12 protein-coding genes are annotated in these 12,548 nt (G+C 61.5%); 10 read left to right on the plus strand and 2 right to left on the minus strand.

Going from position 1 to position 12,548, the window contains the following annotated elements:
- The first annotated feature begins 36 nt into the window (after positions 1-36).
- From GGQ66_RS12755 to rlmN, 4 genes are all read left to right on the plus strand, one after another.
- Positions 37-336, plus strand: coding sequence for a 4a-hydroxytetrahydrobiopterin dehydratase (locus GGQ66_RS12755; RefSeq protein WP_183793070.1), 300 nt, complete (start codon positions 37-39; stop codon positions 334-336).
- 69 nt (positions 337-405) lie between these two features.
- Positions 406-798, plus strand: a complete 393-nt coding sequence (locus GGQ66_RS12760; protein WP_183793072.1) for a YkvA family protein — start codon at positions 406-408, stop codon at positions 796-798.
- A 261-nt stretch (positions 799-1,059) separates the two neighbouring features.
- Positions 1,060-1,563, plus strand: coding sequence for an invasion associated locus B family protein (locus GGQ66_RS12765; protein ID WP_183793074.1), 504 nt, complete (start codon positions 1,060-1,062; stop codon positions 1,561-1,563).
- Positions 1,564-1,809: 246 nt separating this feature from the next.
- Positions 1,810-3,039: a dual-specificity RNA methyltransferase RlmN gene (rlmN, locus tag GGQ66_RS12770; protein WP_183793076.1), complete on the plus strand. Its 1,230-nt coding sequence runs from the start codon at positions 1,810-1,812 to the stop codon at positions 3,037-3,039.
- Positions 3,040-3,060: 21 nt separating this feature from the next.
- Here rlmN and GGQ66_RS12775 read toward each other — a convergent pair whose 3' ends face one another.
- The gene (locus GGQ66_RS12775) at positions 3,061-3,708 is read right to left on the minus strand and encodes a LysE family translocator (protein ID WP_183793078.1); all 648 of its coding nucleotides are present in this window, start codon (positions 3,706-3,708) and stop codon (positions 3,061-3,063) included.
- 377 nt (positions 3,709-4,085) lie between these two features.
- Here GGQ66_RS12775 and GGQ66_RS12780 point away from each other — a divergent pair, with 377 nt between their 5' ends.
- Entirely contained in the window at positions 4,086-5,267 is a 1,182-nt protein-coding gene (locus tag GGQ66_RS12780; RefSeq protein ID WP_183793080.1) for an acetyl-CoA C-acetyltransferase, read from the plus strand.
- 277 nt (positions 5,268-5,544) lie between these two features.
- Here GGQ66_RS12780 and GGQ66_RS12785 read toward each other — a convergent pair whose 3' ends face one another.
- A complete protein-coding gene (locus GGQ66_RS12785; RefSeq protein ID WP_183793082.1) occupies positions 5,545-5,799 on the minus strand; it encodes a YMGG-like glycine zipper-containing protein in 255 nt (84 codons plus the stop codon).
- 744 nt (positions 5,800-6,543) lie between these two features.
- Here GGQ66_RS12785 and GGQ66_RS12790 point away from each other — a divergent pair.
- The 5 genes from GGQ66_RS12790 to GGQ66_RS12810 all read left to right on the plus strand — a co-directional run bounded on the left by GGQ66_RS12790 (position 6,544) and on the right by GGQ66_RS12810 (position 12,535).
- Positions 6,544-9,555 (plus strand): helicase-related protein, encoded by a 3,012-nt coding sequence (locus GGQ66_RS12790; RefSeq protein WP_183793141.1) that lies wholly within the window; start codon positions 6,544-6,546, stop codon positions 9,553-9,555.
- Positions 9,556-9,561: 6 nt separating this feature from the next.
- On the plus strand, positions 9,562-9,972 hold the full coding sequence (locus GGQ66_RS12795; protein WP_183793084.1) for an RNA-binding S4 domain-containing protein: 411 nt from the start codon (positions 9,562-9,564) through the stop codon (positions 9,970-9,972).
- A gap of 197 nt (positions 9,973-10,169) precedes the next feature.
- On the plus strand, positions 10,170-10,508 hold the full coding sequence (gene fdxA, locus GGQ66_RS12800; RefSeq protein ID WP_183793086.1) for a ferredoxin FdxA: 339 nt from the start codon (positions 10,170-10,172) through the stop codon (positions 10,506-10,508).
- A gap of 346 nt (positions 10,509-10,854) precedes the next feature.
- Positions 10,855-11,427, plus strand: coding sequence for a CarD family transcriptional regulator (locus GGQ66_RS12805; RefSeq protein ID WP_183793088.1), 573 nt, complete (start codon positions 10,855-10,857; stop codon positions 11,425-11,427).
- A 247-nt stretch (positions 11,428-11,674) separates the two neighbouring features.
- Positions 11,675-12,535 (plus strand): RNA polymerase factor sigma-32, encoded by an 861-nt coding sequence (locus GGQ66_RS12810; protein ID WP_183793090.1) that lies wholly within the window; start codon positions 11,675-11,677, stop codon positions 12,533-12,535.
- Positions 12,536-12,548: the final 13 nt, after the last annotated feature.

Genomic DNA, 12,548 nt, shown 5'->3' on the forward strand with positions numbered 1-12,548 from the left:
TATGCTTTCGGTTCCACGATTGCGTAGGAGGTTGGCATGAAACGGCAAAAGCTGGAAGACATCGCGATCAAGGCGTGGCTGGAGACATTGCCGGGATGGGAGCGTACGGAAGACGGCACCGGCATTTTCCGTTCCTTCCGTTTCCGCAATTTCAACGAGGCCTTCGGTTTCATGACCCGCGCCGCCATTCAGGCGGAAAAGCTCGACCACCATCCGGAGTGGTTCAATGTCTGGGCCCGTGTCGATGTGACGCTGACGACCCACAGCGCCAAGGGTCTTACCGAACTCGACTTCGAGCTGGCGGCCTTCATGAGCACCGCGGGCGAAGGGGCCTGATTTGATTTCGCCGCATTCCATCACCATATCTTGATCGGTAATTTTCGGCTTCTTCAGGAGGGAAACCGGATGGACGATGTGAAATATGGCGAAATTCTCTTGCCGGGCGACGAGGAAACCGAGGCGCGCAGGGAAGACGTCGTGCGCACGGGTTTCTGGCCGAAACTGCGCAAGGTAGCCGCCAGGATTCCCTTCGCCCGTGATGCCGTGGCCGCCTGGTATTGCGCCACCGACCGCGAGACACCGACCCGCGTAAAAGGCGTGCTTTTTGCGGCACTTGCCTATTTTGTCATGCCCGCCGACGTCATTCCGGACATCTTTGCCGTCATCGGCTTTTCCGACGATATGGCGGTCCTGACCGCTGCTTTCGCAATGATCCGCGGCCATGTTCGCGAACGCCATTACGAGGCGGCCGACCGGGCGCTGTCCGATACGATCAAGACGCCGGAAAAAGCTGGTTAACCAGTTTGCCCGACTTTAGCAGCAACATCCGGCAGGATCACACTCTTGCCGGATTTTTTGTATCAGAAAACGACGGGCGGTACGGAAGCTGGACTTCTCCCGGATTTCCGTCCCGTTTTGACCGCTTTCGGGCCTTTCCGGCAGTAAACGCAACCGCGTTGACGATTTGGTAACCTCGATTAAGTCAAAATAAATCGAATTTTTGAGCGCGTCCTCGTCTTTGCAGGATGCCCGACGATCACAGAATGGCAGGACAACCCCATGTTTGTAAGAAGCATCGCAACGACCCTCGCAATCCTCCTGGCGGGCGCAAGCATGGCCTCTGCCCAATCGCCCACCCGCATCCAGCAGTTCAAGGCCTGGGGCGCCTATTCCTACAAGGCCCAGAACGGCACGCTGTGCTACGTGCTGGCCGTGCCGACCGAAAAGCAGCCGGCCTCCGTCGATCACGGCGATGTCTTCTTCATCGTCTCGCAGCGCCCCGGCCAGAATATTTCCTACGAACCGCAGGTCATGGTGGGCTATCCGCTGCAGGCCAATTCCAAGGTCACGGTGACGATCGACAACAAGGCCTTCACTCTCTTCACAAAGGAAAAGTCTGCCTGGGTCGAGAATGCCGCCGAGGAACCGGCGCTGATCGCGGCGATGAAGGGTGGCAAGAACCTTTCCGTGCAGGCGACATCCGGTCGCGGCACCAAGACCAGCTACACCTATTCGCTGTCGGGCATTTCTGCAGCCCTCGACCAGATCAAGACCTGCAAGTAAGCCTCCGGGCCTTGCCCGCACGAAAGAACGGGAAAGCCGGCCACAGCGCCGGCTTTCGCCTTTTTGCGCCCTGCTTTAACGCTTTCGGTGCAAACCGGATGACTTGGCCGCGTTTTGATGATAAACGCCCGGAAAATGCCCGCGACCAGTGCATGAACGGGCAGCAGCAAGCAAACACTTTGAAAGACTGACAGCGCCCCCGGAACGATCCGGCCGGGCCATCAGCGAAATGATGGGATAACGCCGATGTCCGCCACCGGGGCCGTGATCGAGAAAGCACCTGAGACGTCCGCCGTCACCTATGCCAGCGGCGAGAAGCCGATGCTGATCGGCCTGTCGCGCGAGGAGATGGGTGCCCTGCTGCGCGAAAAGGGCGTGCCGGAACGGCAGATCAAGATGCGCGTCGCGCAGATCTGGAACTGGCTCTACGTGCGCGGCGTATCCGATTTCGACGCCATGACCAATGTCGCCCGTGACATGCGCGACATGCTGGCGAGGCACTTCACCATCGCCCGCCCCGAAATCGTCGAGGAGCAGGTATCGAACGACGGTACCCGCAAGTGGCTGCTGCGCTTTCCGCCGCGTGGCGCCGGCCGTCCGGTGGAAATCGAAACCGTCTATATTCCCGATGAAGGCCGCGGCACGCTCTGCGTTTCCTCGCAGGTCGGCTGCACCCTCACCTGTTCCTTCTGCCACACCGGCACGCAAAAGCTGGTGCGCAACCTGACGGCGGAAGAAATTCTCTCGCAGCTTCTGCTGGCCCGCGACCGGCTCGGCGACTTTCCCGATGCCGAAACACCGGTTGGCGCCATGGTTCCGGCCGAAGGCCGCAAGATCACCAACGTGGTGATGATGGGCATGGGCGAACCGCTCTACAATTTCGAGAACGTCAAGAAGGCGTTGCTGATCGCCTCGGACGGCGATGGCCTGTCGCTGTCGAAGCGCCGCATCACGCTGTCCACCTCGGGCATCGTGCCGGAGATCTTCCGCACCGGCGACGAGATTGGCGTCATGCTGGCCATTTCGCTGCATGCCGTGCGTGACGACCTGCGCGATATCCTCGTGCCGATCAACAAGAAGTATCCGCTGAAGGAACTGCTCGACGCCTGCCGCGCCTATCCCGGCCTGTCGAATGCGCGCCGCATCACCTTCGAATATGTGATGCTCAAGGATATCAACGACAGCCTGGAAGACGCCAAGCTTCTGGTAAAGCTGCTGCGCGGTATTCCCGCCAAGATCAACCTGATCCCGTTCAACCCCTGGCCCGGCACCAACTACCAGTGTTCGGACTGGGAAACGATTGCGAAATTCGCCGACTTCATCAATCAGGCCGGCTATGCCTCGCCGATCCGCACCCCGCGCGGCCGCGACATCCTCGCCGCCTGCGGCCAGTTGAAGTCGGAATCCGAGCGCATGAAAAAGACCGAGCGGCTTGCCTTCGAAGCCATGATGATCGCCAATCACGGCGAGGATTGATCCTCGCCGCACTGGCCTTATCTAGCGTGCCTGCGTGAACAGGATTTTGACCGCAAACAGGGAAAACACCGCCGCAAAGGTGTAATCGATACCGCGCACGATGCCGGGATTGCGTTGCAGCCAGGCGGAAAGCCGGTCAGCGGCCAGCACCACCCCCACCGTCACCGGCAGTGACACGACGATGAAGGTCATGCCGAGTACGAGTAGCTTGCCGGTCACATGCGGATCGCCGGCGGAAACGAATTGCGGCAGGAAGGTCATGAAAAAGATGATGACCTTGGGGTTCAGCAGATTGACCGCCATGCCCGTCCAGATCGTCGAGGCGAGCGAGCGCGCCGGTTCACTGCCGCCCGCCGTCTCCACCTTGAAGGTCGAGCCGTGGCGCAGCGCCTGCACGGCCAGCCAGAAGAGATAGGCAGCGCCCCCCGTTTTCAGGATCATGAAGGCCGTCGGCGAAGCGATGACCAGTGCGGAAACGCCGAAAGCCACCAGCATCGTGTGAACCGCACAGCCGAGATTGGTGCCGATGAGAACCGCAAGACCGGCGGAGCGGCCGTCCCTCAGCGCCCGACTGATGGACAGTGTCATGTCCGGTCCGGGCGTGGCGGCAAGCAGCAAGGTCGCAGCGGCAAAAGCGAGGAATGTCGGGATCGAGGGAAGGAATTCCATGAGGGGCCTGCATTGAAACGAGTGCGTTCCTCATAAAGCATTTCCGGCAAAAGTGCGAAGCGGTTTTGCGCCCGCCAGTTTGCCAAAACAGAAGACAAAGCCTTTCAGCTTTCCCGCGAAAGCCTGGAAGGCTCCAATCCGCGCCATGGACCATGGCAGCCTTGAAACCCGATGTCGGAAACATCATATCCAGACTGTAACAAACGTTTGACAGGTTGTCGGGACTTTGACAGTTTGGCACAAAGTCCGCAGACTGTTCCAGCGATTGAAAATGCGCTGCAACGGTCCGCTAGTCATGTTTCAGGCAGTTCCGTCAGACCCGGCCGATGAAGCCACCGCAGGAGCTGCTTCCGGGAGGAGTTCAAGAGGAGACCGCCATGAGCCAGAAATCCATCGTTATCGCCAGCGCCGCGCGCACCGCCGTCGGCAGCTTCAATGGCGTTTTCGCCAATACCCCCGCCCATGAACTCGGCGCCACCGTTATCAAGGCCGTACTTTCGCGTGCGGGCGTGGACGCCGCCGAAGTCAACGAGGTCATCCTCGGGCAGATCCTCACCGCGGGTCAGGGCCAGAACCCTGCCCGTCAAGCCGCCATGAAGGCAGGCATTCCCGAAGCAGCAACTGCCTTCGGCATCAACCAGCTCTGCGGTTCGGGCCTGCGCGCGGTCGCGCTCGGCATGCAGCAGATCGCGTCCGGCGATGCCTCGATCATCATTGCCGGTGGCCAGGAATCCATGTCGCTCGCCCCCCATTGCCAGTATCTGCGCAGCGGCGTGAAGATGGGCTCCGTCGAACTGTTCGACACCATGCTGAAGGACGGCCTCACCGACGCCTTCTACGGCTATCACATGGGCATCACGGCGGAAAACATCGTTCGTCAGTGGAACCTGACCCGCGCCGAGCAGGACACTTTCGCCACCGCCTCGCAGAACAAGGCGGAGGCCGCCCAGAAGGCCGGTCGTTTCGCCGACGAGATCGTTCCCTTCACCGTCACCAGCCGCAAGGGCGATGTGGTGGTCGATCAGGACGAGTTTATCCGTCCGGGCACGACGCTGGAGCAACTCGCCAAGCTGCGCCCGGCCTTCGAAAAGGACGGCACCGTTACCGCCGGCAACGCCTCGGGCATCAATGATGGAGCCGCAGGCGTTCTGCTGATGACGGAAGAGGAAGCGATCCGCCGCGGCCTTACCCCGCTCGCCCGCATCGCGTCGTGGGCGACCGCCGGTGTCGATCCGCGCATCATGGGCATTGGCCCTGTTCCCGCTTCGCAGAAGGCGCTGGCCAAGGCCGGCTGGTCGGTCGGCGATCTCGACCTCATCGAAGCCAATGAAGCCTTTGCCGCCCAGTCCTGCGCTGTTGCCCGCGACCTCGGCCTCGATCCGGCCAGGATCAACGTCAATGGCGGCGCCATTGCCATCGGCCACCCGGTCGGTGCATCGGGCGCGCGCATTCTCAACACGCTGCTGTTCGAACTGAAGCGCCGCAACGCCAGGAAAGGTCTCGCCACGCTGTGCATCGGCGGCGGCATGGGCGTCGCGATGTGCGTCGAGGCCCTTTAATTCCTGCAAACACAGCCGCTTGAATCGTTAACGCCGCCGCCGGAACAGAACTCCAGCGGCGGCGTTTTCCACTGTTTTCTATGGTTAACAAATTGTTTTTACACCACATCTTGCGGTGAACAAACCGGGAAACCAGCTAAGTCAGCGATTCGTCTGTGATTCGTTCCGTCTTTGACCCGAAGGTTAACGTTACGCACTAAAAAGGCCGGAATGCCCAGGGAACACGACATTCCGGCCCAGCTTCCTCGTTGGCGGACTGGATCGCCCTCGGAGGTTTTTATCGGCAACGCGCCTCATAGGTGCGACCGTAGCGGTCGCGGTAGATGCAGTAGCCGCGCCGTTCCTGTGACTGGCCGATGAGCGCCCCGGCAATGCCGCCGGCCACGGCACCAACGGCTGCGCCGCCGGCACGCCCTGTCACGATACCGCCGATAACCGCGCCCGAAGCCGCGCCGACCGCCGTCGTCCGTTCCGTTGTTGTGCAGGAAGCCAGCGCCCCCACCAGAGCAAGGCTCAAGGCAATCTTCTTCATGGTCATCTCCCGGTTTGTCGTTCAGCCTGAATGCGGAAAACAGCCGCCCCGCCATCCAGCCATGAAGGTCAAACGCCATCCTCCCGGCTTTGTTCCCCTTTACCGGGAAATGAATCCACCCGCCGCAAAGGTTAACGGCGAGCGCCGGAAATGGACCTGGAGCGCCCGCCAGAAACCGAAAACTGTGTCGCATTGAGGCAATAGACACCACATCTTGTGGTGAACAAACCAGGAAACAACTCAGATCAGCGATTCGTCGATGATTCGTTCCGCCTTTGACCCGAAGGTTAACGCCCATCCGGCCGGAGATTTCTTAATGGGAAAATAACCTCATAGAAACAACAGGATGAATAGTCCTTACCTAAAGATGAAGATCGCCCGAAAAAGGTTAACGACGGACGGGCGGAAATGCCCGGATGACCGAATTTCGATTCAGCATTTGGTGGCACTTTCTCTCGCAGCCGCGAGATATTGCGGTGAACAAACCCTGAATCCCCTGGAATCAGCGATTCGTCGCCGATTCGTTCGCAGGCTGTTCCGAATCTTAAATCAAGCACTTAGCCGAAAGGTCAGGTCAGAGCGACTGCAACCGGGGAAAAAGCATGCCGCGCGGCAATCGCGTCTTGCCATCGCCCGCCGCAAACGCCATCTGTGGGAAAAGCCATCCCGTCTTGCCGTGATGCGAGAACGGGTGTTTGGCCGGCGCAATGCCCTGGGAGCGATGAACCTCACCTTATGCAGCCCATGATCCTCTCCGGCCGCGGCGTGACCGCGGTGCTCGGCCCCACCAATACCGGCAAGACCCATTATGCCATCGAGCGCATGGTCGCCCACGGCTCCGGCGTCATCGGCCTGCCGCTGCGCCTGCTCGCCCGCGAGGTCTATACCCGCGTGGTGGAAAAGGTAGGTCCGCAACATGTGGCCCTCGTCACCGGCGAGGAGAAGATCAACCCACCCGGCGCGCGGTTTTCCGTCTGTACGGTAGAGGCCATGCCGCGCGAGACCAAAGCCGCCTTCGTCGCCATCGACGAGGTGCAGCTTGCCGGCGATCTCGAACGCGGCCACATCTTCACGGACCGCATCCTGCATCTGCGCGGCCGGGAGGAAACCCTGCTGCTCGGTGCCGGCACCATGCGGCCTATCCTCGAACAGGTTCTGCCCGGCATTCTCGTGATTGAACGCCCGCGCCTGTCGCAGCTTTTCTACGCCGGATCGAAGAAAATCACCCGGCTGCCACAGCGCAGCGCCATCGTCGCCTTCTCGGCAGACGAGGTCTATGCCATTGCCGAACTCATCCGCCGCCAGCGTGGCGGTGCTGCGGTCGTGCTCGGCGCTCTGTCGCCCCGGACCCGTAACGCGCAGGTTGGGCTCTATCAGGAAGGCGATGTCGACTATCTGGTGGCCACCGATGCCATCGGCATGGGCCTGAACCTCGATGTCGATCACGTCGCTTTCGCGCAGGATCGCAAGTTCGACGGATACCAGTACCGCAACCTCAATCCGGGCGAACTCGGCCAGATCGCCGGCCGCGCCGGACGTCACACACGGGACGGCACCTTCGGCGTCACAGGCCGGGTGGATCCCTTCGACGACGAACTGGTCGAACGCATCGAGACCCATCATTTCGACCCGGTGAAGGTGATGCAGTGGCGCACCGCCCAGTTCGACTTCAGTTCCATCAAGGCCCTGCAGCGCAGTATCGAGGCCGTGCCGACGGTTCAGGGCCTGACCCGCGCCTTGCCCGCGACAGACGCGCAGGCGCTGGATTACCTTGCCCGCTACCCCGAAATCATCGACATTGCGACGACCCGGGAACGGGTGGAGACGCTTTGGGACGCCTGCGCCCTGCCCGATTACCGCCGCATCACGCCGGCGCAACATGCGGACTTGATTTCGACAATCTATTTCGATCTTGTCCGGCACGGCGCAATCAGCGAAGATTTCCTCGCCGAGCAGGCGCGACGCGCCGACCGGACCGACGGCGAGATCGACACGCTTTCGGCGCGAATCGCGCAGATACGAACATGGACTTACGTCTCGAACCGCCCCGGCTGGCTTGCCGATCCGACACACTGGCAAGAAAAGACGCGGGAAATTGAGGATCGTCTGTCCGATGCGCTACATGAAAGGTTGACGAAACGCTTTGTAGACCGCAGGACAACTGTGCTCATGAGGCGCCTGAGAGAGAATGCGATGCTGGAAGCTGAAATCAGTGTAAATGGCGATGTCTTCGTGGAAGGACATCATGTCGGGCAGTTGGCCGGTTTCCGGTTTACTCCCGCGCCGGGAATAGACGGGGCGGAAGGCAAGGCTGTGGAATCAGCGGCCATGCGGGCGCTTGCGCTGGAATTCGAAGCACGCGCCGCACGGCTGCACGCTTCGGGCAATAACGATCTGGCGCTCGATTCCCGCGGCATCGTCCGCTGGCTCGGCGAACCTGTCGGTCGCCTGACGGCCAGCGACAACATCATGCGTCCGCGTGTCATCCTGCTGGCCGACGAACAGCTTACCGGCAATGCGCGCGATCACGTTGCCGCCCGCGTCGAGCGCTTCGTCAATCATCACATCACCACGGTTCTGAAACCGCTGGACGATCTGTCGCGCGCCGAAGACCTGCAGGGCCTTGCCCGTGGCCTGGCCTTCCAGCTCGTGGAAAACCTCGGCGTCCTCTTCCGTCGCGATGTCGCCGACGAAATCAAGACGCTCGATCAGGATGCCCGCGCCTCGATCCGCCGCTACGGCGTGCGTTTCGGCGCCTACCACATCTTCATTCCCGCGCTGCTCAAGCCCGCGCCTGCCGAACTCATCACCCTGTTGTGGGCGCTGAAAAACGACGGCACGGAAAAGCCCGGTTATGGCGAACTCATTCCGGTTCTGGCCGCCGGCCGCACCTCGGTCGTCACCGATGCCGGCTATGAGCGCCAGTTCTACAAGCTCGCCGGCTTCCGCTTCCTCGGCAAGCGCGCCGTGCGCATCGACATTCTGGAGCGTCTGGCCGATCTCATCCGCCCGCTGCTGCAGTGGAAGCCCGGTTCCGGCACGCGTCCGGAAGGGGCCTATGACGGTCGCCGCTTCACCACGACGACGGCCATGCTGTCGATCCTCGGTGCAACGCCGGACGATATGGAAGAGATCCTCAAGGGTCTCGGTTATCGCGCCGACAGCGTCACGCCGGAAGAAGCCCAGGCCTTCCTGAACGCCGGCAACCCGACCACGGAAGGCGCGGCAACCCCGGCGGAAGAAACCGTCGACGAGGCCGAAGCCGATACACACACCGAAGAAACGCCGGCAGAAGCAGCCGCCGAAACCCCGGTGGAAGCCGTGGCCGAGGCTGAAGCCGCTCCGGCTGCCGCAACCGAAGATGCCGCGCCTGCCGAACCGAAGCCGGTTCTGCTGTGGCGTCCGGGTGGCCGCAACGACAATGCCCGCGCCCGTCCGCAAGGTGGCGAACGCGGTGAACGTCGTGGTCACGGCAATCGTCCGCAGGGCGGTGAGCCGCGTGATGGCGAAGCCCGTCGCAACGATGGTCCCCGTCCCGCGCGCAATGGCGACCGCGATGGCGGCAAGCGCCATGGTGACCGCAACGAGCGCAAGGGCGGCAAGCCCGAGCATGGCGGCAAGCGCGATCACCAGCGTTCCGACGCCAAGCGCGACAACCAGCGCTTCGAGGCTCGCCCGCCGAAGAAGGACAAGCCGATCGATCCGGATTCGCCCTTCGCAGCACTCGCGGCGCTTCGCGACCAGCTCAAGAAGTAATCCGCCATGCCTGGGGAGCCGCCTGTCGCCGAGCGTCAGCGCATCGACAAGTGGCTCTTCTACACCCGCATGGTTAAATCGCGCAGTCTCGCCCAGACGCTTGTCGAGGCGGGACATGTTGCGGTGAACGGACGCAAGGTCCACCAGCCCTCCCATAATGTGAAGATCGGCGACCGGCTCGAACTGAAGCTTGAACGGCGCGACGTGATCCTTATCGTGCGCGACGGCGGCGCGCGGCGCGGCCCTTACGAGGAAGCGCGCCTGCTTTACGAGGATCTGTCCCCGCCGCCTGAGGAGCGTCCGCGTCTGACGGCGCTAGAGCAGGCCCAGCGCCAGCCGGGCTCCGGTCGTCCCACCAAACGCGACCGGCGGGCGCTCGACAGCCTGCGTCCCGATTTTGGCGGCGACGAGAAATAACAGTCTACGCCTGCGACATTTTGAAGTCGGTTTATTCTTGATATGCGCGACCAAAGGCAGTACCTGACAAGCGTGCTGACGGACACCGAATCCCTCCGCGCCGGCGGGCCAGTCAGGCGAGGGACAGGGAATAGCGGGCCAAGCCCTGAGAGCCAGACGACGTTTGGCCAGACAACGTTCGGATCGTGGAGTGCCTCATGACGTATGTCGTGACTGACAATTGTATTCGCTGCAAATACACCGACTGCGTCGAAGTATGCCCGGTGGACTGCTTCTATGAAGGCGAGAACTTCCTCGTCATCAATCCGGACGAATGCATCGATTGCGGCGTCTGCGAACCGGAATGTCCCGCGGAAGCGATCAAGCCGGACACCGAGCCGGGGCTCGACAAGTGGCTGAAGCTGAACACGGAATATTCCGCGATCTGGCCGAACATCACCGTCAAGCGCGATCCGCTTCCGGAAGCCAAGGAAATGGACGGCGTCGAAGGCAAGCTGGAGAAGTATTTCTCCGAAAAGCCCGGCGCAGGCGACTGAGCCGCCCGGTCACGACCGGAGCAAGCGGTGCGGACCTTTCCGCGCCGCCAAAGCAAATTATTGATTTCCACATATTTTTGTGCTAGGGATAAAGAACTGGCCCACAACAGGGTATTTCTATGCCCTTAAACCTCACGAAAGCACGTCAGATCACCGCGCGGTTCCCGTGACATTCGCAACACTCGAAGTTGCCGTCTCACATCGCGAAGGCTGAATGACTGCTGCGTGTCGTCTTGTGGCCGGTTTGGTGTCACCAGGACGGTCTTTCCCCGTCTCATCCGGGCCTGATTTGACCCGACCGCCGGCCCCGACGGGCCGGGTGCGTAACAGGGAGTTTTTGAAACGAATGACGACCCAGCAGAAAAAACCTTCGGCAGCGCGGCATGGCTTCAAGCAGGGCGAAGCAATCGTCTATCCGGCGCATGGCGTCGGCACGATTGCCGTGATCGAAGAGCAGGAAGTCGCAGGCATGAAGCTTGAGCTTTTCGTAATCGACTTTGAAAAGGACAAGATGCGCCTCAAGGTGCCGGTGGCCAAGGCCGTCAGCATCGGCATGCGCAAGCTGTCCGAAACCGATTTCGTCGAGCGCGCTCTGAAGGTTGTCCAGGGCAAGGCCAAGGTCAAGCGCACCATGTGGTCGCGTCGCGCGCAGGAATACGATCAGAAGATCAATTCCGGCGACCTGATCTCGATTGCCGAAGTGGTTCGCGACCTCTACCGCGCCGAGAACCAGCCGGAGCAGTCCTATTCCGAGCGCCAGCTTTACGAAGCAGCCCTCGACCGCATGGCCCGCGAAATCGCCGCCGTCAACAAGATGTCCGAAACCGAAGCCGTCCGCCTTGTGGAAACCCATCTTGCGAAGGGTCCGAAGCGCGGCAAGTCCGTCGAGGAAGACGATACCCAAGACGAAGCCGCCTGAGGCTTTTTCCCATTTCCATTGAAGACAGCCCGGCCATAGCGCCGGGTTTTCTTTTTTCAAGATTTCTTCGGAACCTTTTTTCAGTCTGCGCATTGTCCTGACTGTGAAGCGAAATCATGGACGACATGTCCGGCCGCTTCCTTCCGTCCCTCAACCGGGGCGGCGCTCTTGCATTCATCCGATCGTCGACCTGGAACCTTGCCGGTTCCGGGAATGATGCCCTCGTGACCTGTTTCTGGAGATAGCGATGAACCCGATGACCGTTGACCGCACCCTCGTCAAATTCGCGATGCAGGCCCCCTATCTCGGCCGCGACGAGGAGCACGATCTGGCCATCCGCTGGCGCACGGCTGAAGATCGGGATGCGCGCAACCGCATCGCCACGGCCCATATGCGTCTCGTCATCGCCATGGCCTCCCGTTTCAGGGGCTTCGGCCTGCCGCTGGGTGATCTCGTTCAGGAGGGGAATGTCGGCCTGCTGGAAGCAGCCGCCCGTTTCGAACCGGAACGTAACGTCCGTTTTTCCACCTATGCAAGCTGGTGGATCCGCGCCGCGATGCAGGATTACATCCTGCGCAACTGGTCCATCGTGCGTGGGGGCACCAGTTCGGCGCAGAAGGCGCTGTTCTTCAATCTCCGACGCCTTCGGGCCCGTATCGCCCGCGGCGACCGTGACCTGACGAGCCGTGCGGTGCATGAGGAAATCGCCGCCGCCATCGGTGTCAGCGTGGCCGATGTGCAGACCATGGACGCCCGCCTCTCCGCTCCCGATGCGTCTCTACAGGCTCCTGCCATTGCCGGTGAGGAAAACGGGCGTGAACAGATCGATATGCTGGAAAGCCCCGAGCCTCTGCCCGACGAACAGGTAAGCGGCATGATCGACGGCGAACGTCGCCATCGCTGGCTCTATCAGGCCCTCGGCTTCCTCAACCGCCGCGAGGAACGCATCATCCGTGCCCGCCGTCTGGCGGAAGAAAGCCTGACCCTGGAGGAACTCGGCAGCGAACTCGGCATCTCCAAGGAACGTGTTCGCCAGATTGAAAGCCGCGCCATGGAAAAACTCCGCGCCGCACTGGCCACCATCGCCCCGGACATGGCCATGGCCTGACCCCGCCGGGGTC

The organism is Allorhizobium borbori, assembly GCF_014196535.1.
In the GTDB taxonomy this organism is placed as follows: domain Bacteria; phylum Pseudomonadota; class Alphaproteobacteria; order Rhizobiales; family Rhizobiaceae; genus Ectorhizobium; species Ectorhizobium borbori.